24 protein-coding genes and 1 pseudogene are annotated in these 23170 nt (G+C 45.8%); 6 read left to right on the top strand and 19 right to left on the bottom strand.

The window, feature by feature from the left end:
* Window positions 1-109 precede the first annotated feature (109 nt).
* Window positions 110-1114: an AIM24 family protein gene (locus tag T504_RS0101870; RefSeq protein WP_072022689.1), complete on the top strand. Its 1005-nt coding sequence runs from the start codon at window positions 110-112 to the stop codon at window positions 1112-1114.
* Between the two features lie 89 nt (window positions 1115-1203).
* Window positions 1204-1560, top strand: coding sequence for a hypothetical protein (locus T504_RS0101865; protein WP_033169359.1), 357 nt, complete (start codon window positions 1204-1206; stop codon window positions 1558-1560).
* Window positions 1561-1729: 169 nt separating this feature from the next.
* Here the strand turns inward: T504_RS0101865 and T504_RS14870 are convergent.
* From T504_RS14870 to T504_RS0101840, 5 genes and pseudogenes are all read right to left on the bottom strand, one after another.
* Window positions 1730-2146 (bottom strand): annotated as a pseudogene (locus tag T504_RS14870) (transposase); the annotation flags it as partial.
* Between the two features lie 49 nt (window positions 2147-2195).
* Window positions 2196-2333 carry a hypothetical protein gene (locus tag T504_RS15070; protein ID WP_156033445.1) on the bottom strand — a complete coding sequence of 46 codons (138 nt, stop codon included), beginning with the start codon at window positions 2331-2333 and terminating at the stop codon, window positions 2196-2198.
* 143 nt (window positions 2334-2476) lie between these two features.
* Window positions 2477-3328 carry a zinc ribbon domain-containing protein gene (locus T504_RS0101850; protein WP_033169358.1) on the bottom strand — a complete coding sequence of 284 codons (852 nt, stop codon included), beginning with the start codon at window positions 3326-3328 and terminating at the stop codon, window positions 2477-2479.
* A gap of 23 nt (window positions 3329-3351) precedes the next feature.
* Window positions 3352-3957 carry a DUF805 domain-containing protein gene (locus T504_RS0101845; RefSeq protein ID WP_033169357.1) on the bottom strand — a complete coding sequence of 202 codons (606 nt, stop codon included), beginning with the start codon at window positions 3955-3957 and terminating at the stop codon, window positions 3352-3354.
* 264 nt (window positions 3958-4221) lie between these two features.
* Entirely contained in the window at window positions 4222-4806 is a 585-nt protein-coding gene (locus T504_RS0101840; protein ID WP_051635143.1) for a recombinase family protein, read from the bottom strand.
* A 107-nt stretch (window positions 4807-4913) separates the two neighbouring features.
* On the opposite strand from T504_RS0101840, the gene T504_RS14730 reads away from it, so the two are divergent.
* Both T504_RS14730 and T504_RS15065 read left to right on the top strand, forming a co-directional pair.
* A complete protein-coding gene (locus T504_RS14730; protein WP_197018669.1) occupies window positions 4914-5081 on the top strand; it encodes a hypothetical protein in 168 nt (55 codons plus the stop codon).
* Window positions 5008-5205: a helix-turn-helix domain-containing protein gene (locus tag T504_RS15065; RefSeq protein WP_197018663.1), complete on the top strand. Its 198-nt coding sequence runs from the start codon at window positions 5008-5010 to the stop codon at window positions 5203-5205. Before T504_RS14730 ends, T504_RS15065 begins: the two co-directional genes overlap by 74 nt.
* Before the next feature lie 411 nt (window positions 5206-5616).
* Here T504_RS15065 and T504_RS0101830 read toward each other — a convergent pair whose 3' ends face one another.
* Entirely contained in the window at window positions 5617-5991 is a 375-nt protein-coding gene (locus T504_RS0101830; RefSeq protein WP_033169355.1) for a pyridoxamine 5'-phosphate oxidase family protein, read from the bottom strand.
* Between the two features lie 300 nt (window positions 5992-6291).
* Here T504_RS0101830 and T504_RS13580 point away from each other — a divergent pair, with 300 nt between their 5' ends.
* Both T504_RS13580 and T504_RS14865 read left to right on the top strand, forming a co-directional pair.
* A complete protein-coding gene (locus T504_RS13580; RefSeq protein WP_051635142.1) occupies window positions 6292-6519 on the top strand; it encodes a hypothetical protein in 228 nt (75 codons plus the stop codon).
* Window positions 6520-6793: 274 nt separating this feature from the next.
* The gene (locus tag T504_RS14865; protein ID WP_231473842.1) at window positions 6794-7195 is read left to right on the top strand and encodes a DDE-type integrase/transposase/recombinase; all 402 of its coding nucleotides are present in this window, start codon (window positions 6794-6796) and stop codon (window positions 7193-7195) included.
* Window positions 7196-7544: 349 nt separating this feature from the next.
* Here T504_RS14865 and T504_RS13570 read toward each other — a convergent pair whose 3' ends face one another.
* From T504_RS13570 to T504_RS0101755, 13 genes are all read right to left on the bottom strand, one after another.
* Window positions 7545-8090, bottom strand: coding sequence for a class I SAM-dependent methyltransferase (locus T504_RS13570; RefSeq protein ID WP_197018662.1), 546 nt, complete (start codon window positions 8088-8090; stop codon window positions 7545-7547).
* Window positions 8091-8447: 357 nt separating this feature from the next.
* Entirely contained in the window at window positions 8448-9179 is a 732-nt protein-coding gene (locus tag T504_RS0101810) for a 7-carboxy-7-deazaguanine synthase QueE (protein ID WP_033169354.1), read from the bottom strand.
* 3 nt (window positions 9180-9182) lie between these two features.
* A complete protein-coding gene (queD, locus tag T504_RS0101805) occupies window positions 9183-9560 on the bottom strand; it encodes a 6-carboxytetrahydropterin synthase QueD (RefSeq protein ID WP_033169353.1) in 378 nt (125 codons plus the stop codon).
* A 55-nt stretch (window positions 9561-9615) separates the two neighbouring features.
* Window positions 9616-10851 (bottom strand): glycosyltransferase family 2 protein, encoded by a 1236-nt coding sequence (locus tag T504_RS0101800; RefSeq protein ID WP_051635174.1) that lies wholly within the window; start codon window positions 10849-10851, stop codon window positions 9616-9618.
* A 33-nt stretch (window positions 10852-10884) separates the two neighbouring features.
* Window positions 10885-11595, bottom strand: a complete 711-nt coding sequence (gene pssA / locus T504_RS0101795; protein ID WP_033169351.1) for a CDP-diacylglycerol--serine O-phosphatidyltransferase — start codon at window positions 11593-11595, stop codon at window positions 10885-10887.
* A complete protein-coding gene (locus T504_RS0101790) occupies window positions 11595-12227 on the bottom strand; it encodes a phosphatidylserine decarboxylase family protein (protein WP_033169350.1) in 633 nt (210 codons plus the stop codon). The genes pssA and T504_RS0101790 overlap by 1 nt, the downstream gene beginning before the upstream one ends.
* A 77-nt stretch (window positions 12228-12304) precedes the next feature.
* Entirely contained in the window at window positions 12305-12982 is a 678-nt protein-coding gene (locus T504_RS0101785; protein ID WP_051635173.1) for a WecB/TagA/CpsF family glycosyltransferase, read from the bottom strand.
* 159 nt (window positions 12983-13141) lie between these two features.
* The gene (locus T504_RS13730) at window positions 13142-15550 is read right to left on the bottom strand and encodes a hybrid sensor histidine kinase/response regulator (protein ID WP_051635141.1); all 2409 of its coding nucleotides are present in this window, start codon (window positions 15548-15550) and stop codon (window positions 13142-13144) included.
* A 150-nt stretch (window positions 15551-15700) separates the two neighbouring features.
* Window positions 15701-17506, bottom strand: a complete 1806-nt coding sequence (aspS, locus tag T504_RS0101775) for an aspartate--tRNA ligase (RefSeq protein WP_033169348.1) — start codon at window positions 17504-17506, stop codon at window positions 15701-15703.
* Window positions 17506-18771 carry a histidine--tRNA ligase gene (gene hisS / locus T504_RS0101770; protein WP_033169347.1) on the bottom strand — a complete coding sequence of 422 codons (1266 nt, stop codon included), beginning with the start codon at window positions 18769-18771 and terminating at the stop codon, window positions 17506-17508. The genes aspS and hisS overlap by 1 nt, the downstream gene beginning before the upstream one ends.
* Entirely contained in the window at window positions 18765-20306 is a 1542-nt protein-coding gene (gene hemZ, locus T504_RS0101765) for a coproporphyrinogen dehydrogenase HemZ (RefSeq protein ID WP_033169346.1), read from the bottom strand. Before hemZ ends, hisS begins: the two co-directional genes overlap by 7 nt.
* Window positions 20303-20752, bottom strand: coding sequence for a Fur family transcriptional regulator (locus tag T504_RS0101760; protein ID WP_033169345.1), 450 nt, complete (start codon window positions 20750-20752; stop codon window positions 20303-20305). Before T504_RS0101760 ends, hemZ begins: the two co-directional genes overlap by 4 nt.
* A gap of 184 nt (window positions 20753-20936) precedes the next feature.
* A complete protein-coding gene (locus T504_RS0101755; RefSeq protein WP_033169344.1) occupies window positions 20937-23159 on the bottom strand; it encodes a RelA/SpoT family protein in 2223 nt (740 codons plus the stop codon).
* Between the last annotated feature and the right edge of the window lie 11 nt (window positions 23160-23170).

Here is a 23170-nt window from a genome sequence, read left to right as displayed (position 1 = left end):
ATGATTAGCAGGTAAATATTAAATTTGTAACGAAACAACAAACAGGACGATTATGGTGAGATTGTCATGTCTTATATATGTCTTTGACTCTTTGTTGGGAGGGAATATTATGTTTTGTACTAATTGTGGACAAAAAATGCCGGATGAGTCTAGATTTTGTACTAATTGTGGCGCACAACTTGGTTCAGTAGCAGCGCCAGCAAATAATAGACAATTAAACAGCGAACCTATGTATAATGGTAATTTTTCAATAAAACAAGAAGAAGGTAATAACAGAAATTGTGTGTCTGAATTAGGTGCAGTAAAAGTATATGAATATAAAAGAGATTTATCAACAAATCCTCTTTCGGCTATGTTTGCATATTATGCATCTGAAATGAACATCCGTAAACGTCAAGTATGGATTGAATTAAAAAATGATTCATATAGACTGCAAGCTGGTTCTATGCAAATGATGATAGGTAATATTTCTGTAAAATCAGATATAAAGGATGCAGGAGACTTTCTTGGAAAAATGGTAAAAAGTGTTGTAAATAACGAATCTACTGTAAAACCACTGTATTCAGGTAGCGGTACATTGATTCTTGAACCAACATACAAGCACATTATTTTAGTGAATCCTAATGATTGGGATGGTGGAATCGTTGTTGAAGATGGTATGTATCTTGCAAGTTCTGGTGATATAGCTATTGATATGCAATCAAGAGCAAACTTCTCTTCTGCAATTTTAGGAGGAGAAGGATTATTTAATACTAAATTAGTTGGTGATGGAGTAGCTGTATTGGAGTCTTCCATCCCATATGATGAATTGATGGAGATCACTCTTGAGGATAGTATTGCAAGAATTGACGGCCCCTATGCTGTTGCTTGGTCAGGTAGTTTGCAATTTACTGTAGAAAAAGTTAATAAGTCGATTATTAGTAGTGTGGCAACTGGAGAAGGTGTTGTTAACGTATATCGAGGTACAGGTAAAATTCTTGTAGCACCTATTGATGATTTAGGCGAACAGAAAGCAATAGAGAATACATCATCTTCAAATGCAAACTCGGATTCACAAGCAGCTTCAAAAGCAGGAAGTGCTTTGAAATTGATTAATAATTTCTTGGATGACTGAATTTTACTGATAAATGATTCCGTATATCTATGTTGCTACACCGGCTGAAGGCGACTTGTATATAGCAGACAAACATGGAGGTAAGCAAAGTGAGGAAGAAAATTGTTGGATTGTTGGCAATCCTTCTAGTCGTATGTGGTATGAACTTTTCAGAAAACATTGAAGCAAAATCTATCACCATATGCACTCAAGGGAAGGGGAATGCCTGGTCAATAGAAGACCTTTCTATCCGAAAAGGTGTCAATGGTGTCACTACGTTTTCTATGTATGTTAGTTCTGGAGGAGAAAGTGAACAAGTCGATATAGCCATGTGGTATGAACCATCTCAAAGAGCATATATGTGGCAACGTGTAATAGATCCTGACCATATATATTTTAAAACCACCTATGATGATTGGAGTGGATTCTTTAGAGATTGGTTGCGTAACAATGATTACCTTGATTAAAACACATAAGTTATATAAAGTTTTCGAGTTTGTCAAGATAAGTGTGTAAGTTTTTTTACCATAAGAAAAGCGGTCCAAAAGGGCCGCCTTTTCTATGTGAAAATCTTAATATTGCTCGTATTTTAGCATCCTGGCCTGGATTTTATCATCTACGGCAAGCTGGTTCTGGACTTCGCTCCCATACTCCCACGGCTCCAGGGTAATGTTTCCAAGCTTCCTTGAATCGGTCAAATTCGGCAATAGCTGTTTTGAGGTTGACGGCACCATATATTTTCTTAAGCTGAGCGGTATATGCTTTGTAATCCTTGGACGAGATTTACTTGATGGAATTGCGGATAAGGTGCACGATGCAGCGTTGGACCACAACCTGCGGGAAAATAGCCTTTGCCCCTTCTTCCAAGCCAGAAACACCGTCCATGCTGATGAAAGCCACGTCTTCGACACCGCGAACTTTGATTTCGTCAAAAATCTGCATCCAGTTATGCTTTCCTTCGGTGTCGCTAATCCATAAACCTAAAACATCCTTGATGCCATCCAAATCATAGCCAAGAATTACATAGACGGCACAGTTTTTCTTTTCATATTCCTACCAAATAGGGACGTAATTAGAGGTATAGCCCAGATGATTATCCATCTCACCTTGCAGCATAGGGGCCAAAAACGTCCTTAATGGCATCTTGCATCTCATCCTTATTCTTAGGCTGATATTGCTCCATGATAAGTTTTGCGATAGCCTGTCCTTTTTCATTGCCTCTGTTTTTTCGTCTTACCATAAGTGCTGTACTCCGTTTCTGTCATTCTAATAGATACTGTACCGCACTCTCAGATAAAAAGAAAGTGCGTAAGTTATGTTACCGGTAACTTAAACACTTAATTTTACGCTCTCCTTTTAAAGGCCTCTCTTGTTGTTTATGAATTAGGATTCGACTTTAGTACCACACTTACTACAGAATTTCTGTGTTGCTTTCATTTTGCTTCCACATTTACTGCAGACAATCTCACCACTTATAGATGTTCCACACGATGGGCAAAATACTGTTCCTTTATCAACCAATTCACCACACTTGGGACATTTGTCTTTTACTGCAAGATCCATAGAAGTACCACATTCTGAACAGAATTTACGTCCTTCTTCAACTTCTTCTCCACAATTTGGACATTTGATTGTTTTTACCTTCTTCATGGAAGAACCGCAATGTGGACAGAATTTTTTTCCTAAATCTACATCTTTCCCACAAGAGGGACATATTTCCGATAGTTTATTTCCGCATCCAGAGCAAAATTTTGTACCTTTTGGATTATTAGCACCACATGATGGACATCTAGTCTTTGTATCGTCAGTTCTCTCAAATGTAACATTACGACGCACAGAACGTCCACCTGCCATTATAAATTTTTCAATGCAATCAAAAACCTCACCAGGTAATTTATTTTGCATATATGCACCTACACCAGCGGTAATTGCTAAAGGTGCAAATAAAAATAAACCAACGGCTGCAGCTCCTGCTTTATCAGCCCACTTCCCAATACCAATATTTACCATAACATCATTTTCACCGCTTGGTATTATTTGTACCTGTAAGGCTTTCCCTAAACCTGTAAATGTTTTCCAACTAGATGTTTCTTTTGCTTGTACTAAGTAACCATCCTGTGCAGCAAAACCTTCAACAGTTAATTCTTTTTCATTCCTTAAAAAAGCTTCTACTTCACGACCTATGCTTTCGGGGGTTATATTACTATTGATATGGAAAATTTTACTATCAGCCATGTTAATCTTCCTTTCGAATTAACTTACTTTCTTCCTAAAGGATCTGGCCCATATTGATTATCCCCTCTAGTACCTTCCGCAAACAATAAGTATAGAGTAGCTACTAAATAAATTAAACCAATTATAGCGCCCTTTCCCAATTCAAAAGATGTACTACTAATTACTACTATTGCGCCTACACCAGCAAGCCAATAAGCCATTTGTGGTGGTTTATCCAAATCTTCCAATCTTCTACAGTCCAAACAAAATTCAGGATACAAAGTTACTAAACCACATAATATTGTAAAGCCTTCATATGCAGAATTAGTTAATTCCCATTGGTCTAAGAAAATAGCTTCTCCAATCATGACTAATACTACATTAACGATACCAATAACAAGACTTCTCTTAAAATACCTTAACCTATTAAGTCTTCCTGTTCTTTTAAGGAACATTTCTTGAAAAGTAGACTCTTCTTGATATCCTAATTGTGTATTTATTCCTCCTGTTTGATAATTCATTTGTTGAATTGGTTGTTGCGCGCTTTTCTCCTCTGAAGAAACAATGTTTTCAACTTTTGCTCCACATGAACCACAGAATAATGTTCCCTGTGCTAACTTAGCACCACAATTTGAGCAAAATTGACTCATATCCCATTCCTCCCCTAATATAAAATTCCCCTACATAATAAATGTAATTTACGATGACTATACCACGTAACTGTTCCACTATTTACTTTATTCATTCGACAATAATAATTTTTTCCCTGCTTTAAATTCAAATGTTTTATCACAATATAATGAGTAAAAATTTATTTGACAATAGTTTTACAAAAATAGTGAAAATAATATCCACCAAATTTTTATAGAAAGAGAAATATAATACATATTTTGTGATAATAACAGATGTTCTTTTTACGGTGTGGCTATGTCAGACTTCTTGGCTCTTAAGGCTCTTATTAAGGTACTTTTACTTATGCCTACTGCTTCAGCTGCTTCCTTATATGTTTTTCCACCATTTAGAACCATATCAACCGCAGCATCCTTTCTGACTTTGTCTATTGAGGGGTGCCCCTCTCTAACCCCCGCCCTAGTTCTGGCAATAGCTTTCCCTGCTTGTGTGCGTTCCACAATCATATCCCTTTCAAATTCAGCAAAAGCCAATAATGTGTGAAGCATAAGCCGACCTTGTGGGCGTTCATCAACCTCTCCCATGTTAAGGATATTTACCCGGATCCCCTTGTCTGTCAGTTTCCTGATAAGAATTGCACCTTCCATAGTAGATCTGGCCAATCTGTCCAGTTTGTTAACCATCAGCGTATCCCCAGCCTTTAACCGTGTCAGTAAAGCCTCTAATTGTGGTCGTTCCGTGGTTGCCCCGGTATATTGCTCCTCTATTACCTCATCACAGCCTATGTCCATAAGCTGCTGGCGTTGTTCTGCAAGACTGTTCCCTTTTACCTGCCCCCGAGTAGAAACCCGGGCATATCCGTAACGCATATTCATTACCTCCCACACAATGTAGTTGAAAACACATCAATATTGATGTAAAGTAATCTTAATAACAAATACCTGAATGTTAAAATTGAAAATTTGCAAGTGGAATTATGTTAGTAAAAAGCAATCCTAGCGAGGAACAGAAACTCATAGCAGAACTTACTGCCAGTGATGAAGCACTTATGAGACAGCACCAATTATTTTTTGCTGAAATGCAATTCAAGCAGGAACTTATCAATCAAACGCAAGGCCAACGCGCTTACGCAGAAAAATATTAGCGAACGTTCCGGCTTATCACAGCAAGTTATCAGCCGTTTAGAAAAGGGTAACGGGGGCACCATAGAAACAATCATCAGATATTTAAGTGCTAGGGGCTACTCTTTGACCTTAAAAGAATCTTGAATTTATATGGGGCGTTTTTGCCCCATTTTTGACTATAAGTTTTGACACCTTGCACAAGCCCAATAATATGCTTACCCACGCCTATAGTCAAAACTTGTAGGTATGCCAGTAGTTTCGTTGCTGCATGGCTCTACGACTTGTACCGTGATAGCGGCAAACGTTGATCCTGTCTGAAGTCTGGCCCCACCAACCAGATGGATGACGCAAAAACGCGCCATTGCTCTTACAGCATGGCGCGTTTTTGTATCGAATAAAAATAAAAGAGCCTTACGGGTTACCAGCCTGTAGACTCTTTTACCGATGCAACCTAATGACCTGCATCATTCATTCCATTTGTAGTTCGATTATACCATTTCCACCTGACACTGACAAGTCAAATCATCAAGCAGCCAATTGATTCGCTGTAAACCTTCATATTGTTTGCTTGCAACTTGCCGGCGAAAAAACCAATACCCGATTACAGAACGAGCATTTATCATGCATAGCCTCAAAAAGTTCGCCATCCGAATAAAAAGCCGCAGTTCCCGTAAGCAGACAACCTGTCCCCATCCCCATCTTGCCTTGGACTTCATGACTTCCCAAGGTAACTTCCACATAAGGATTCTGTTTCACATTTGCTTCCGTTTTTCGAAAACCAAAAGCAGGAATCAAAATCTTTTCGTCCGTCGTAACGATGAGATATTTATTCCAGGTATTCGCGATATGCGGCTTCCCTTCCGCACTTACAGAAGCAACGGAAACAATCCCGTCATGCTTAATACAATCAAAAAACACATCCGACAACATATAAAAGCCTTCTTTCTGTTAAATCACTCTCGTTGCATGAATATTCTAACAAGATGAAGAAGGCTTTTCTGTAAGAAATGTTACGCTCCACGAATGTTCCTGGCATTTACTTTCGTCACGCCTCATTCAATTCGTACCACGGCATCCGCATTCACGATGCCGCAGTCCAGTACAATCTGCCGCCAGGCATAGTCGATTTTCTTCAGCCGCCCATGAATGAAGTAGTACACTTATCGTTGACAGATACAAAACAACCATTCAGTATATATGCTGCTGAATAGAAAAGGATGGTAAGAACATATGTCAACTGGAAAAAGATACGATAATAACTACAAAATACAGGCCGTAAAATCGGCAATGGAAATCGGGCAAACAAAAGCTACCCATGAGCTTGGTATCTCTAAAAGTGCCATAACTACTTGGGTTAGAAATGTACGCATCGGAAAACTGGATATGGGGGAAAACTTCATAGAGTTTGGCGAGAGAACAAGGCACTTAAGAAGGAAAATCGCGAGCTGCGGGAAATGAATGAATTTCTTGAAGAAGCTTCTGCTTTTTTCGCCGCCAGCCGTCAGAAATATGCAAAGAAGAACGGATGAAATTTCTGGCTCAAAAATTATCTGATGGCAAAGAAACTCGAAACATAGTCCGCTTCTGCCGCTGACTCAGCGTTAGCCGCCAGGGGTTCTACAAATTTCTGAACAAGCCGGAACGCCCCTGGAAACATGCTGTAATAGCTAAGGAAATACAGGATATAATCGCAGAAGATGAATGGAATGATAGTTATGGTAAACAGCGAATCTTGGAAGCACTTCAGCTAAAGCACCCTGATGGCGGGCTCTCAAGTATTACGACAATATACCGGATAATGAAGCAGATGGGCATTCTCCATAAGCCCAAGAAAAAGCCTAACGGCATTACAAAAGCAGATAAAAACGCCAGGAAATCAGATGATTTGCTGCAACGGAATTTTCTGACAGATGCTCCATTTACCAAGTGTGTTACAGATATGACGGAAATTCCTGTAAAAGGCGGCAAGCTGTATGTTTCTGCCATTTTCGACTGCTACCATCTGGAAGTATTAGGATTGGCCATGGACACCAATATGCGTGCCGAATTGTGCATAAAGACCTTAGTAGATGCCCATAATAAGCATCCTGAGCTACATGGTGCGACCATTCACTCAGACCGCGGCAGCCAATAATATACCAGCCGTAATTACCGTGCTGCCATGAAGCGGCACGGCTTTATTCAAAGCCTGAACAGCGATGGCGGCCGTTGCCATGATAATGCCCGTTGCGAAAGCATGTGGGCCAGAATGAAGGAAGAGCTTCTCTACGGCCGCTATGACACCACAAGATGCCTGTAGGAGAAATAAAGAGCCTCATCTGGCGATATTACGAATCCTACTGGAACAATCGCCGTATATGCTCTGCTATAGGTGGTATGCATCCAAAGGTAAAACTGGAGAATTACTATGAGTCTCTTCAGGTAGTAGCATAGAATAAATTTCTTGTAAAAAAAGTGTCAACTATTATTGACAACTTCAATAATTATTTTTTTGCCACCAAATGCAATCTGAATTTCTTTGCAGCCTCCAGCTCTTCAATATAGAATCCCGCATTAGCACAGAATTCCTGTAGCTGGCTCAAGGAATATACGCATACATCCCCATGGCCAATAAGATTGGCCAATGGTATCTCCATATGGTTCATCAACCACAAGATTATCTTGGAAGCCGTATAATCCTGTAAAATCAATCTGCCTCCAAGCCGCAAAACTCTCCAGGCACTAGCAAAAAAATGTTGTGGATTCGGATAATGATGAAAACTGTTGGTACAAATAACGACATCAAAGGCCTCGTCATCAAAAGGGATATTTTCACAATCCCCTACCACCCACTCGGTACCCGTAAGATTTTTCTTCCGGGCAATCTCTATCATTTTAGGCGTCAAATCCAGGCCCACATAATGTTTAGAACTGTCTTTTGCGTGTAAAAGAGAAATCATCGGGCCGGTTCCGCACCCACAATCCAATAAATCCTGATAGTTTAGGTGCTCTAGCTCTGACTCAATATAGGGATAGTCTTCCTTACACATCTCATAAATCCCTGCATGATTCGACTCATATATGCCAGCGGCCTTTGTAATTCATCGATTGTCAATTTCTTATACTGCTCTTTGTTTTTCACGCTATCGCCTCTATTCCTACCGACATTATACATCATCTAGCCACTGTCCGTCACCAGTTAATCAGCCAATGGCTCAAGGAAGACATTTCCAACCTCATGACTCCACAGGAAAAAACCAAAGCCAAACACTCTTAAAATCGCTGGTTGCAGTACATTTGCTATACAACCACCCAAAAACACAACACAAAAGGCACCACGGAAAACTCCATGGTGCCTTTGCTGACAAGGATTCGTGCGATTTTGGATTTTTTCGCCAGACGGAAAATCACAGTTGCGCGATCATTTTGTGCGTCTGCGGGATTACGCGGACGTCCTGCAGTTTGGTTAAAGCATAATTCTGGCAAATCAGTATTTTCTCCGGGCTGGCGGCCTCACAGCCACCATATGGGGTTACTGGCTGAATGATGAACAAGGTCTCCGGAGCCGTTTCCGCGACGAGGTCGATTGCCTGCCGGAATTCTTCCTCGGTAGTTTCTGCCCCCACTACCAGTTTGATATAGAGGTCTTTTGCCTTGGCCACTTCGATGAAGCGCTTGTGCGCTTCCCACTGCGGTTTGCGGATGATGCTCGGCAGTTTGATATCCATGCTGATGATATCAACCACATCGAGGATATCTGCGAGCTGCTCCGGCAAGGTGCCATTTGTTTCCAGGAACACCGGCACCGTTATTTTTTTTGCCAATTCGCGGATGAAAGCGGCATGTAGCAGCGGTTCTCCACCTGTAAAACTTACCGCCTGATGCGGAACCTCCTTACACAGACGATTAATTTCGATAGCTACCTGCTCGACGGAACGAGGATTCGGGAGTTTCGCAAATTCGCGGCTTCCAGCATAGGTTTCTACCTCACACTGTGCGTGACTACCCGGCGTATTTTCTGTATCGCAGTAACGGCAATCGAGGTTGCATCCCTCAAACCGCACAAATACCTGACGGCAGCCAACGTATTTGCCCTCGCCTTGAATCGACGAGAATATTTCGATAAGATTTTCTTTCATGACTCAATCCTTTGTATAGGTTACACTAGACTTTGGTGATTCAAAAACCGTAATCGCATGAAGCTCGCTGTCGCGTTTAAATACTTCACGGCCAGCCAATTCCTCAAAGATAATCCGCGCCAGATTTTCAGCGGTAGGATTTACCCCGCCGGAAAATGGCTTCAGCTCGTTTAGATACCGATGGTCGAAGCGCTCAAGGACCTCCGCCAATTCTTTTTTCATGACCTTAAAGTCAATCAGCATGCCGAGCTCGTCAAGTTCCTTCCCTTTGACCACGGCCTCGACGACCCAATTATGTCCATGCAGTCGCGCACATTTGCCGGGATAACCTTCGACATGATGTGCGGCTTCGAAGGCACCCTCTATTTTTAACGTATACATACAATACTTCCTTTCAATTCTAAGGCAAAACCTCCCTCATAGAGGGAGGCTTCTATTAACGACCAATATTTTTGGTGTTTTTAACATTACCGACGATATCATCCATGCTCATAGCACGCGTATGCTGGGTATGGCTCCACTCATGGTCATTGCGGTTGATAAACCCGAGGAAGATGATGGGAATCCAAGAGTAAATGAAAACCGGATAAAGGAGCATATAGAGCCAAGATTTCCACTTGGCACGAATCTTGATCAGGATAATCATCGGCAGGATATACTGACCGAGCATGATTGCCGTCATAAGCTGTGACGGCATGAAGTTATAGATGTTCGTATAGAACGGTTCAAACCCGAGTTGAATATAGCTGATGATAATAAAAATGGTCGAAATCATCAAGAAATGCGGCTGCATCAAATAGATGCATTCATCCCACATGCGAATATCTTTGTGTTTCCAACCTGCTTTAAGCATCTTCGGAATAAAGCGGTTGCCGACATCGAACTGTCCCTGTGCCCAACGCTTGCGCTGGTTCCAAGACTGCTTGAATGTGAGCGGCTTCTCGTCGTAGATGATAGCATCGTGCGCCCAGCTCGTCTTAATGCCCTGAGCCATGCACTTCATCGTGAATTCCATATCCTCCGTCAGGCAGGTTGCGTTCCAACCATGTTCCTTGAGGATATCCGACGAAAAGCACATCCCCGTACCACCCAGGCAAGCCGAGAGACCGATGTTGGATTTAGCCAGATGCGAGATATAGCAGATCACCCAGAAAGCGATGGCAAACGTACCAGCGACCCAGGTATCGTACGGATTCTTCGCGTCCATATAGCCTTGGATAACCTTATCGCCCTTGCAAAGACGATTATTCATCTCCATAAGGAACTGCGGGTGCACGAGGTTATCCGCATCAAATACGCAAACCGCATCGTACTGTTTTTCCATCTTGAACAGCCGGTCAAACATCCACTCCAAGGCATAGCCCTTGGATTTTTTCGTCGGATGCGTGCGCTCATGAACAATCGCCCCGGCATTCGCAGCAATCTCGGCGGTATTGTCCGTGCAGTTATCCGCGATTACATGGATATCATACATATCCTTCGGGTAGTTGAGTCCCTGCAGATTCTCGACCAGCTGGCCGATAACCGCGTGTTCGTTATGCGCTGCGACAATCAGTGCGAACGTCTTTTTCGGCGTCTTGATTTTCGTCTCACCGCGGCGCCACATGCCACAAAAGCCAATGACGAAAAAATACAGCGTAAAGAGGAAAATCATGATCTGCATGGGAACCATGATGACATCAAAAGGATAATTAAACAAAAATCATCAGCCTTCCTTTGCAAAAAGTGCAATCAGTGTATTTACAATTCCAGCAACTGCATAGGTGCAGAAAACTGCCACTGCCAGCGCCGGCAGCAACGCCTCCCGGCCGAACCAAAGGATTGCGGCAAACATGACCACCGCCAAAGCCTTTGTGATGAGGAAAATCGGCTCTGCCCCATCCCCCTTGAAATTCGGATAATGGACATGGCTCACCATCAGCCAGCCGACAATAGCCATAATGACAGGATAGGCCAAACCGAAGCGTATCGGGTCAATCCCTAAAAGCACAAACAAAAGCGTCGTCATAGCAACAATATTGCCGCCTGCCGGAATTGCCAGTCCCATGAAGTAACCATGCACCACATCGGCATTGACATTGAAACGAGCCAGTCGCCACATGCCACAGACCGCGAACAGAATGACCACTGCCATGCCGAGTAAATCATAATGATGCAGCACAAAAGCCCACGCCAAAAACCCCGGTGCAATGCCAAAGGAACCCAAATCGCAAAGGGAATCCATCTCTTTGCCCATTTCACTGGACACCCCAAAGAAACGAGCCGTACGGCCATCGAGACCATCGGCAACTAAAGCCAGCAAAATGAAAATAGAACCCCAAACGAGTTCTCCACGATACGTCGCCAGAATAGAGCACATACCAAAAACCAAGTTCATCGATGTGCAAAGATTAGGTATAAACCGTCTATAATCCATCAGTCTTTAATCCTCCCGAGTATGGTTTGTCCGCCAGCAACCTTCTGTCCTTTTTCTACCATGATTTCTACATTTTTCGGCATGACTACTTCCAGGCAGGAGCCAAACTTAATCATACCGTAAAGCTCACCCTGTTGAAGCTTATCATCAAGCGTGACATAGGAAACAATGCGGCGGGCCAAAATGCCAGCAATCTGTTTGACACTGATACGAATGCGGTCATTCTCAATGCCTAGTACATGATGCTCATTTTCAAACCCAACGGTATCCTTATAAGCCGGACGGAAACGTCCACAGAAATATTTCTGCAGCGTAATCCGGCCTTCAATCGGGCTGCGATTGACATGCACATTGAAAACCGACATAAAGATAACGACCTTATTGCAAGGTTCTTTTACAAATTCATCCGTCTCTAAGGGTACGATATCCGTTACCGTGCCATCTGCCGGTGACAGGACTACCGAATCATCGCGCTCAATATGACGCTTGGGATTGCGGAAGAAATAGCAGAAGTAAAGCATGAATACAAAAGGAATCACCGCTACATAAGGATGCCAGGACAAGCCAAGCACTCCCCCCAGTACAGCGCAGCCAAAAATAAATGGATATCCTTCAGATATAATAGGAGTCAAGCTCCCACCTCCTATATAAAAACGAAATAATAACACAATAATTATAGGGAAAAAATGCGTCTTTGTCTATGCACACCTTACTTTTTGGCCGCATGAACCTTGAGTACAAACTTCGGCAGTGCCATGAGCCGCCCCGCCCGTTTCGGCTGCAGCATACCGCGGAACAACCATTCCAGTTTGGCTTTCTGCATCCAAAGCGGCGCACGTTTCATCACACCAGCCATAACATCCAGCGTACCACCAACACCGATGGATACAGGAACCCCCAGTTCCTCCTTGTGCTTATAGAGCCATTTCTCCTGCTTGGGCACGCCTAATGCGGCCAGTAGCAGATCCGGTTTGGCCTCCTTTATCTGGGCAATGATTTCCGGTTCGTCCTTCTCCGTAAAGAAGCCATTGCGAACCCCGACAATCTCAATCCCTGGGTATAATTCCTCGGCCTTTGCCTTGGCTTTTTCTGCTACCCCCGGTGCCGAACCGAAAAAGAACACACGGCGTTTCCTCTGCGGAGCAATGCGCATGAGCTCTTGTGCCAAGTCAAAGCCAGCCACACGCTCTGGCATATCATGCCCCAAGTGATGTGCCGCCCAAACCGTACCAGCTCCATCCGGAACAACTAAAGCCGCATCATTCAAAATAGCCTGCAGTTCCTTGTCATGAGTTGCCCGCATGATCATCTCCGCATTGGCCGTTGCAATGAGAACGTTCTTTTTTTCATCCATATAATCCTGCACCTGAGCCACCGCTTGCGACATCGTGACAGGGTCTACTTTTACACCTAGTATATCAATTTTGTCGGACACGCTGTTCCCTCCAATTAATCAAAACACTCATTTTGTTAGTGTACTACAAAAAAAAAGGAGCGTCAACTCCAAGACACTCCCATTTAGCGAAAAGGGTGTTACTGTGCGTATTTATCCCGAATGATCCAGCAGCGCTGCAATCGAACGAAGCAGTACCGGCATCTCAATGGGTTTGGCAATATGACCATTCATTCCTGACGCCAAGGCCTCCTGCCTATCCTCGGCAAAGGCATTGGCCGTCATTGCCAAGATTGGTATCCCCGCCTTTTCCGCATCGGACAGTGCCCGGATTGCCCTGGCCGCCTCGTAACCGTTCATTTGGGGCATCTGCACATCCATTAAAATCAAATCATAAGTGTTTGCCGGCGCCGCCTGCAGCATTTCCACACATCTTTTCCCATTCTCCGCCCAATCAATCCGCATCCCCGCTTCCTGCAAGAGCGTCATGGCAATTTCGGCATTAATCTCGTTGTCTTCCGCCAGCAAAATCGAAATTCCCGAAAGCGACGCCAGCACAGGCTCGGCATTCTGGCTTCCTGCCGCTTCGCTGTCCTTTGCCACACGATGAGGAATACTCACCACAAAGGTTGTACCGCTTCCTTTTTTACTGGTGACTTCAATTGATCCTTCCATAAAGGTCACCAGTTTTTTGACAATTGACATTCCAAGGCCTGTTCCTTCGATTTTCGTACTCGTTGTATTATTTTCACGGGAAAATTCATCAAAAACGTGTGGCAGGAAGTCTTCTGCCATTCCAATACCTGTATCCGTAATCGTTGTCCGGATTATCCCCCAGTCCTCTTTGTCGCCAGGCAATTCCTCATACAACAGCCGGACACTGCCCCCTGGAGATGTATACTTGCAGGCGTTGGACAAGATATTTAAAAATACCTCCCGCAATTTGGTGGTGTCTCCATAAAAAAAGGTATGCTGTACATGGACCTCACAGGAAAAAGCCAATTGATTAGCTTTCATCAGTTCCTCAACCACCGAATAAATGGTTTCGGCAAAATCATAAAGGTTAAATACCTCATTTTCCAGCGCCAGTTTTCCTTTTTCAATCCGTGCCATTTCCAAAACGTTATTGATGATGGACAACAGTACCTTGCTCGCTTCCTTGATTTTGAGCAAATAATGGCGGCAGCGCTCGGCATCATCCTGATGCTTTTCCAACAAATCGCGAAAGCCCATGATGGCATTCATCGGGGTGCGAATGTCATGACTCATGTTGAACAAAAAATTCGTCTTAGCGGCATTGGCAGCTTCTGCTACCCGACGGGCTTCTGCCAATTCCTGCTGCTTTAACTGCTCGGCCATGAACATGGACTGTACATCGCGAAAACCGGCAATGAAGCATGGCGTCCCCTTCACACTGATATCCCGCGCAAAACATGCCTGAAACTGGCAACGCCTTCCGTCGAGATTTGTCCTGGCATAATCAATTCGGTAAACACCATCATGCGGAATATGTTTTAAGAGCTCGGCAATGCTGGTTTGATGATATAACCGCTTGCGGTCTTCGGGTACGACATACTTATCGATATAATTTTGAATCGCCATTTCATAGCTGACTTCCTTGACTCCCTCTAAAACCCGTTTCGTTGTCACCGATTTTGTGTTGCTGCGTACCAGCGAAACCAGATTAAGGGTCGCATCAATATACCATACGGAGCTATATTCCCGGGATAGTCCATTGATCAGCATATTATATTGCTCGCGCTCATGGGCAGTCTTGTTCTTCTCCCTGGTTTCTTTATCGATGTTTTCGAAAGCACAAACGAGAATCGGACGCTGTGACAGCTTTATTATCTTCAAACGGAAATAGGTGTCGATCCCATTTTGCCGTGTACGGTACAGCTGAACCACGTAAGGTTCCTTGGCGAGCCGCCGTTGCAAATAATCAAGATCCGCCACTTTCATCATATCTGCCGCATCATCGGGATGCACAAAAGAGTCAATGTATGTTTTCATCAGCGCCCGTGGCGTAAGTTTCTGAGTCTGGCTGAATACAACATGTTTGGCAATATCATTCATGCGAACGGGCTGAACCGAATGATCGATTATATTCACATAATAGATGGCACTATAACACTCGGCTAGTAAATCTACGGTCTGCTGCATCAAGCCCTCGTGCTCTTTCTGGCTGGTGATATCCTCAATGGCAAAAATCACCCGCGAAACCGTTTTTTCATCCCCCATGCGGATAAATTCCAGCCGATACCACCCCTTATCCAAAATCTGCACAACCAAAGAGATTCGTTTTGTGCCATAAAGGCGATTGGCTAACGTTGACAAGTTTATAAATTCAACTACTTCCTGATGAGAACCAAGGACTGTTGCTGTTGCCAATAACGCCCTTAACTGCTCCTGCAAATTGTTCTCCATCGACGTGACTTGTTCCCATGAACGGTCAGACTTCACCGCATAAACTTTTCCCGTTTGGAGGTCGAGAATTTGGACCAATCCATATATTTCCGCCATAGCGACCAGTGCATCTTTGCAATCCTTCAGCCATTCCATCGTATCGCCCTCTTCGCTTTACCACCTGCTCCAATCTCCTTATAGTATTCGTTCCCTTCCGTTATTTTCCTTGTTCCATACAAATATAAAAAGCACCTTTCCCAAGTTTCCCTAGGAAAGGTGCTATATCAGCCAGCAAAAGCGAGAGGCTTACTGCTCCTGTTTATTCTCTTTTTTCTTGACAGCCGTGCGGATGGAAAGTTCGCGGAGCTGTTTTTCCTCAACCGGCGACGGTGCAGCCGACATGACGTCGCGGGCACTCTGGTTTTTCGGGAACGCGATGACATCGCGGATGGAATCGCGTTTTGCCATGAGCATGACGAGACGGTCAAGGCCGAATGCCAGACCACCATGTGGCGGCGTACCATACTGGAACGCATCCATCATGAAGCCGAACTTCTCATGTGCCTGCTCATAGGTAAGGCCCAGGGACTCGAATACCTTCTCCTGCAGCTCTGCATTGTAGATACGCAGCGAACCGCCACCGACTTCGACGCCGTTGAGGACCATATCGTAAGCCTTAGCTTTTACGCGGCCCGGGTCGGACTGCAGATACTGGATATCCTCGTCACGCGGTGCCGTGAACGGATGATGCATAGCCTTCCAGCGTTTCTCCTCGTCGCTCCACTCGTACATCGGGAAATCGACAACCCAGAGGAAACGCAGCGCATCCGGGTCAATGAGGTTGCGCTCTTTACCCATCTCGAGACGGAGCTGGCCAAGAGCCGTGTCAACGACGAGGCGCTTGTCAGCAACGACCAGCAGCAGGTCGCCGGTCTTGGCGCCCGTAGCCTCAGCGATTTTCGCAAACGTCTCATCGCTGTAGAATTTCTTGAACGGGCTCTTGATGCCTTCTTCGCTGTACTGAATCCAGGCAAGGCCTTTCGCGCCATAAATCTGGACGAACTTGACGAGATCATCGAGGCGGCGGCGCGGAATGTCAGCATAACCGTCAACCTTGATGCACTTGACCATGCCGCCGTTTTCGATAACGGCGTTGAATACCTTGAAGTCCGAACCCTTGACGAACTCGGAGATATCCATGAGCGGCATGTCGAAGCGGAGATCCGGCTTATCGGAACCGTATTTGTCCATAGCCGTATCCCAATCCATGCGCTCAAACGGCGTCTCGATTTTCGCACCGATAGCCTTCTCGAACATCTCTTTGGCGAGCTCTTCCATCAGGCCCAGGATCTGATCCTGATCCATGAAGGACATCTCGATATCGAGCTGCGTGAACTCCGGCTGACGGTCAGCACGGAGGTCCTCATCGCGGAAGCAGCGGACAATCTGGAAATACTTCTCGAAGCCAGCGACCTGCAGGATCTGCTTGAAGATCTGCGGGGACTGCGGCAGAGCGTAGAACTCGCCCGGATTTACGCGGCTCGGAACCAGGAAGTCACGAGCGCCTTCCGGCGTGCTCTTGCAGAGCATCGGCGTCTCGATCTCGAGGAAGCCGTTGCGGTCAAAGAAGTCACGCATGATCTTCGTGACGCGGTGACGCAGCATGATGTTCTTCTGCATCTCCGGACGACGAAGATCCAGATAACGATACTTGAGGCGAATCTTCTCATCGACATCGACACCATCCTGGATGTAGAACGGCGGCGTTTTCGCCTCATTGAGGATACGCAGTTCAGCGCAAACGACCTCAACTTCACCAGTCTCCATATTCGGATTGATGGTCTCTTCGCTGCGGGCGCGGATCTTACCGCGGACAGCGATGCAGAACTCGTTACGCAGGGACTCAGCCTTGTGGAACGTGCCCTCATTCATGGAAGCCTCATCGAATACGACCTGCACGAAACCAGAACGGTCACGCATGTCAACGAAAATCAGACCGCCATGGTCACGACGACGGGAGACCCAGCCGCACAGGACGACTTCCTGGTCAACGTCGGTTTTGCGAAGTGCACCGCAATGATGCGTGCGCTTCATGCCTTGTAATGTTTCCATTAACCTTTCACCTCAGCACATAGCTTTTCTATTATTGTATCAAAAGAAACCTTCTGTTGCTCGCTCTTTTCCATATCTTTGAGCATCACGCAGGATTCTTTGACTTCATCTTCACCGATGATCAGCGCAAAGCGGGCATTCGCCTTGTTTGCCTGTTTCATCTGGGCCTTCATACTGCGGCCCGCATAATCCATACCAGCCTTGAGGCCAGCCTGGCGCAGCTGCGTCAATAGCTTAAACGCAGGGCCCTGAGCCTCATCACCGAGCGCCACCACATAGGCGTCAGTCTTCTTGTCCATCTCCGGCAGCAGGTTCTGCTTCTCGAGGGCCAAAAGGACGCGCTCAAGACCCGTGGCAAAGCCAACGGCCGGCGTCGGCTTGCCGCCGATTTCCTCGATGAGGCCATCGTAGCGGCCACCGCCAGCGACCGCACTCTGTGCGCCGAGCGGTGCATACTTGATTTCAAACGCCGTCTTCGTGTAATAGTCGAGACCACGAACCAAGCGCGGATCGAGCTCGAACTCGATGCCAGCATCCGTCAGATACTGCTGTACCTTGTGGAAATGTTCCTGGCACTCGTCGCAGAGGCAATCCGTGATTTTCGGCGCATCGGCCATATACGGCTTATCCGCATCGGCTTTGCAGTCGAGGATGCGCAGCGGACTGCGCTCGAAACGGTCCTTGCAATCGTCGCAGAGATCGTCGAGCTTATCGCGGAAGTAGTCCTGAAGGACCTCGCGATACTTCGGACGGCAGTGCGGACAGCCGACCGAGTTCAGACTCAGCTTGAGGTCTTTGAGGCCCAGCGAGCGCAGGAAATCGATGGCCACCATGATGACTTCGGCATCGACCATCGGATTCTCTTCGCCGAGTGCCTCGACACCGAACTGATGGAACTCGCGCATGCGGCCGGCCTGCGGACGGTCATAGCGGAACATCGAGCCGATGTAAAAGAGTTTTACGAGCGACGAATCGCCATAGAGCTTGTTCTGCAGATACGCGCGGACAGCCGAGGCCGTGTTCTCCGGACGCAACGTAATGCTGCGGTCGCCGCGATCCTTGAACGTATACATCTCCTTATCGACGACATCGGTACCCTCACCGATGCCGCGATGGAAAAGTTCCGTATGCTCGAAGACCGGCGTACGGATTTCTTCGAATCCATAACGGCCGCAGAGCTCACGAATCTTCTGTTCAACATAATTCCATTCGCCGACTGTATCGGGCAGAATGTCTTTCGTTCCCCGAGGGGCATTGGTTAACATTCGTTGGTTTCCCCCTGTTTGCCACAGGCCTCCTCTAAGAGCTGCCTGCGTTTTTCTATATAGATATCTACATCACGCAGATATGTTACCAAGTCCTTGGCATTGAAGGATGACTTCATGCGTTTGCGGGCAAAGTCGACCACCTTCGTCGTGGCTGAACCGCCAATGCCGATGATGGTCTGATGTTCTTCCATAATCTGGATGTTATACATGCCCTCGGCTCCGTCGCGACAGCAGCCGATATTTTCCAAATCACCGGACATATATCCCTGTCGGTAGAGGTAATAGGGCTGATAACCGCCCTTTTCCATAAAGGACATCGCTACCTCAGACATCTTGCGGGTTTCCTCATCATCGGGCAAATCGACATGACGTTCCTCCATGATGAGTTTCAACCGGGAGCCTCGTTTCAAGGCTAAGGCATGAAGCGTGATATCGTCGGGATTTAACGCGACCACCTTTTCCATCGTATCGCGAACATCCTCGGCCGTTTCCCCGGGAAGTCCTAGAATGAGGTCCATATTGATTTCCGGTATGCCAGCCTTGCGAAGTGCCTGATACATAGCCACAACATCCTCTGGGGTATGCTGCCGACCGATGATTTTCAACGTACGCTGCTGCATCGTCTGTGGATTGACACTTACCCGACTGACATGGCAATCCACCATCGTCTGGATTTTCGCTGGCGTAATGCTGTCAGGACGCCCTGCTTCTACCGTAAACTCCACCAGCTGAGGCCCATAAAAAGCATTATATACCATCTGCATCATATTCGCAAAATATTGGTCAGGAAGTGCCGTAGGCGTACCACCACCAATATAAATGTTCTGCACGGTAAAGCCGTAATGTTCCACGGCATCCTTTGCTGCCATGAGATCCTTTTGCAGGACTTCCATGAACTTTTGCAGCTGCTTTTCCCCTGGCAAAATATTGGCAGGGAACGAGCAGTACAGACAGCGCGTCAAACAGAATGGGATGCCGACATAAATGCTGATTGTCTTTTCATCCGAAGTCTTTAAAAAAGGCAGCTGACGGAAAGCCATCGGCGTAATGATACGGGCTTTTTCCTCACTGCAGGCAAAATCCGTCATCAAACGTCTGACAATAGCTTCTTCCTTCATGCCATACGAAATCCAGCGATGAACGATTTTCGTCGGCCGGACCCCATGCAGAATGCCCCAGGGTGCCTGGGGCATATGAAGCTCCTCAATAAAGATATCATAAAGATTGCGCTTGATGGTTCGATTTACCGCAGCCCGCTCTAGTTCATCGCTTTTGCCGACTGACACGCGTTTCCATCGTGTTACCGTGCCTGTTGCATCGAACAATAGCAACGTGGTTTCCATGCAAACCAGCTCTCCATCATGTGCGCCAGGCTCAGTTACCGGCAGCCTGTGATTGACTACCGACAGCTGTTCATAATCACTCGCCCCACGCCGCCCAACGATTTCTACCTTAAACAGGCTTAGGACCTCGCGGGTAATCTTGGAGATGATTTCTTTTTTCGAATTGAGTGTAAACGTCCTTACCTTCAAGCCTGCTGACACTCCTTGCAGACCCCGTAGAACTTCACCTGATGGTTTTCCACATGGAAGCCCATCTTCGTCTCAATATCCGCTTCCAAATCATCCATCAAATCATCTTCAAATTCAATGACCTTGCCACATCTCGTGCAAATCAAATGATGATGGTGATGCTCCGACGGATTGGTCGTATTGACTTCGTAACGGCTGCAGCCATCTCCGAACTCCATCTTCTGTAAAATACCCAAATCAGACAACAGTTCCAGGCTCCGATAAACCGTTGCCAAACCGATCTCCGATTTGTTTTCGCGCAAAATGTTATAAACATCTTCGGCGGAAAGGTGTTCCCCCGGATGTTCCAAGAAAATCTGCAAAACCGTCTGACGCTGTGGCGTCATCTTATGCTGACGCGCCTGTAAACGCTCTTTCAAATCTTCCATCGTAAAAGTCTGTGCCATAAAACCCACCCCTTTATCTATCTATAAAACGTACCGTGTTCTCCGTCTTATAACACACAAATTATGATATGAATCAAATATATTCATTATAGCAGAAATCCACTCGTATGACAAACAAAACTCCAGCCTCTTCGTCATTTCGCAAAAATACAGTCTCCCCTCATAGAAGACTGTATTTTCGCCTTTAGCCATTGACATTACTGCTCATCTTTCGAACCACACTGTAAACATCCTTTACCCGACGAAGCTTCGTAACGATCTGGGTGACTTGGGTAGAATTGCGCACATCAAGTCCGAGCATAATCGTTGAAGTCTTGTTGCTGCGATTCGGATTCGCATTGATGCTATGAATATTGATTTTCATTTCGGTAGGAACTGCCAAAACACTATTCAAAATACCACTGCGGTCGTTGCAGACGATCTCGAGTTCAACGGTGTACTGCTTATCAAGGCCAATATCCCAACCAACGTCGATTAACCGGGAAAAATCCGTATCCTGCAATACATTGGGACAGTCAGTACGATGAACCGATACGCCACGGCCACGCGTGACAAAACCGATTATGGGATCCCCTGGAATCGGATTACAGCACCGAGCCAACCGAACCATAACACCACTTTCGCCTTCGACCAGCACGCCATGGCTCGATTTGTTTTTCTTGCCATGCTGCTGCGGATGTTTAAGCTCAGCCAGAATCTTTGAAATATCTGGCGGCGTACGCTCCTGGACTTCCTTCTTGTGCATCTCGATAAGCTTCGTCAAAATGCCATGAATGGGAACTCCACCATACCCCAGCGTAGCCAATAAATCCTCCTCGGTGAGAATATTGAGCTTCTTGGCAACCTCTAGCAGTCTGCCCTCTTTTAAGAGTTCTTTTGGCATATAGCCCAAGCGCTTGGCTTCATCCTTGATGAGTTCAAGACCGCGTTCGATATTTTCCTCACGCTTCTCCTTCTTGAACCACGAGCGAATTTTGCTGCGCGTCTCGGATGATGCTACGATATTTAGCCAATCGCGGCTCGGCCCGTTGTTGGCCTTATTGGTGATGACCGCGACAATATCGCCGTTTTTGAGTTTGTGCTCCAGCGGCACCAATTTGCCATTGACCTTGGCTCCCACACAGTGATGTCCAACTTCCGTGTGAATGCGATAGGCAAAATCGATAGGAATCGATCCTTTCGGCAAGTCGATAACATCGCCCTTCGGCGTAAAGACAAACACCTCATCCGAGAAAATATCCACCTTTAGCGCCTCGAAATACTCTTTCGGATCGGAAAGTTCCTGCTGCAAATTAACCATCTGCCGAAGCCAGTTCATCTTCTGATCCATGGCCTTTCCAGCCGTTGCGCCCTTGCCAGCTTCCTTGTATTTCCAATGTGCAGCCACACCGAACTCAGAAACCTGATGCATCTGGAACGTGCGTATCTGGATCTCCAGCGGATAGCCGCGCGTCATAACCGTTGTATGCAGGGACTGGTAACCGTTGGACTTTGGCATCGCAATATAGTCCTTAAACCGTCCCGGAATCGGTTTCCACATTGCATGGATAACCCCTAGCACGCCATAACAATCTTTGACACTATCCACCAGCACGCGTACAGCCGACAAATCATAGATTTCACTGATATCTTTGTGATCGCGCTTCATCTTTTTGTAGATGCTATAAAAGTGTTTAGCACGGCCTTTAATGTCTGCTTTGATATTTGCTTCCTTGAGTTTTTCAGCGACTTGCTCGATAGCCGTATCAATAAATATCTGCCGCTCTTTTCGTTTCTGTTTTACATTTTCCACCAAATCATAGTAAATATCTGGTTCCAAATAGCGCAGGCACAAATCCTCAAGTTCCCATTTTACATTGGATATACCTAAACGATTCGCCAGCGGCGCATAAATTTCAATGGTCTCCTTGGCAATGCGCTTTTGCTTGTCCTCACGCATATATTTGAGCGTGCGCATATTGTGCAGACGGTCTGCCAGCTTAACCATAATGACGCGGATATCCTTGGCCATAGCCAAGAACATCTTGCGATAGTTTTCCAGCTGAACTTCTTCTTTTGACTTATACTTGATGCGTCCGAGCTTCGTAACCCCATCGACAATCATGGCGACTTCCTCGCCGAACATCTCTTCAATCTGCTCTTTGGTATAGAGCGTATCCTCTACCACATCATGCAATAGTGCCGCACTGATGGTCACATCGTCAATATGAAGCTCTGTCAAAATTTGTGCCACATGCAGTGGGTGAATAATATACTCCTCACCCGAAACACGCGTCTGTCCTTTATGGGCAGCAGCAGCCAAGTCATAAGCGCGCTGAATCATCGAAATATCTGCCTTTGGTTCATAGGCCTTTACCGACGTAATTATCGATTCAATGGTAACGGGTGCTTTATCCTTATCGTTCATTTCTCGTCCCT

Source organism: Selenomonas sp. ND2010 (assembly GCF_000702005.1).
Taxonomy (GTDB): domain Bacteria; phylum Bacillota; class Negativicutes; order Selenomonadales; family Selenomonadaceae; genus Selenomonas_A.
This window is presented reverse-complemented; position numbering and strand designations above follow the sequence as displayed.

Bases quoted from the DNA above. Each gene is read 5' to 3' on its own strand.
- T504_RS13580 (WP_051635142.1), top strand. From the start codon at position 6,292: ATGTCAACTGGAAAAAGATACGATAATAACTACAAAATACAGGCCGTA.
- T504_RS0101785 (WP_051635173.1), bottom strand. From the start codon at position 12,982: ATGTCGCAAGCGGTGGCTCAGGTGCAGGATTATATGGATGAAAAAAAG.
- T504_RS0101870 (WP_072022689.1), top strand. From the start codon at position 110: ATGTTTTGTACTAATTGTGGACAAAAAATGCCGGATGAGTCTAGATTT.
- T504_RS14730 (WP_197018669.1), top strand. From the start codon at position 4,914: ATGTTAGTAAAAAGCAATCCTAGCGAGGAACAGAAACTCATAGCAGAA.
- T504_RS0101850 (WP_033169358.1), bottom strand. From the start codon at position 3,328: ATGGCTGATAGTAAAATTTTCCATATCAATAGTAATATAACCCCCGAA.
- T504_RS0101845 (WP_033169357.1), bottom strand. From the start codon at position 3,957: ATGAGTCAATTTTGCTCAAATTGTGGTGCTAAGTTAGCACAGGGAACA.
- T504_RS0101810 (WP_033169354.1), bottom strand. From the start codon at position 9,179: ATGAAAGAAAATCTTATCGAAATATTCTCGTCGATTCAAGGCGAGGGC.
- queD (WP_033169353.1), bottom strand. From the start codon at position 9,560: ATGTATACGTTAAAAATAGAGGGTGCCTTCGAAGCCGCACATCATGTC.
- T504_RS0101760 (WP_033169345.1), bottom strand. From the start codon at position 20,752: ATGGCACAGACTTTTACGATGGAAGATTTGAAAGAGCGTTTACAGGCG.
- T504_RS0101830 (WP_033169355.1), bottom strand. From the start codon at position 5,991: ATGTTGTCGGATGTGTTTTTTGATTGTATTAAGCATGACGGGATTGTT.
- T504_RS0101800 (WP_051635174.1), bottom strand. From the start codon at position 10,851: ATGGTTCCCATGCAGATCATGATTTTCCTCTTTACGCTGTATTTTTTC.
- T504_RS0101755 (WP_033169344.1), bottom strand. From the start codon at position 23,159: ATGAACGATAAGGATAAAGCACCCGTTACCATTGAATCGATAATTACG.
- T504_RS13570 (WP_197018662.1), bottom strand. From the start codon at position 8,090: ATGTGTAAGGAAGACTATCCCTATATTGAGTCAGAGCTAGAGCACCTA.
- T504_RS0101840 (WP_051635143.1), bottom strand. From the start codon at position 4,806: ATGCGTTACGGATATGCCCGGGTTTCTACTCGGGGGCAGGTAAAAGGG.
- aspS (WP_033169348.1), bottom strand. From the start codon at position 17,506: ATGGAAACATTACAAGGCATGAAGCGCACGCATCATTGCGGTGCACTT.
- hisS (WP_033169347.1), bottom strand. From the start codon at position 18,771: ATGTTAACCAATGCCCCTCGGGGAACGAAAGACATTCTGCCCGATACA.
- T504_RS13730 (WP_051635141.1), bottom strand. From the start codon at position 15,550: ATGGAATGGCTGAAGGATTGCAAAGATGCACTGGTCGCTATGGCGGAA.
- T504_RS15070 (WP_156033445.1), bottom strand. From the start codon at position 2,333: ATGGTAAGACGAAAAAACAGAGGCAATGAAAAAGGACAGGCTATCGCA.
- pssA (WP_033169351.1), bottom strand. From the start codon at position 11,595: ATGGATTATAGACGGTTTATACCTAATCTTTGCACATCGATGAACTTG.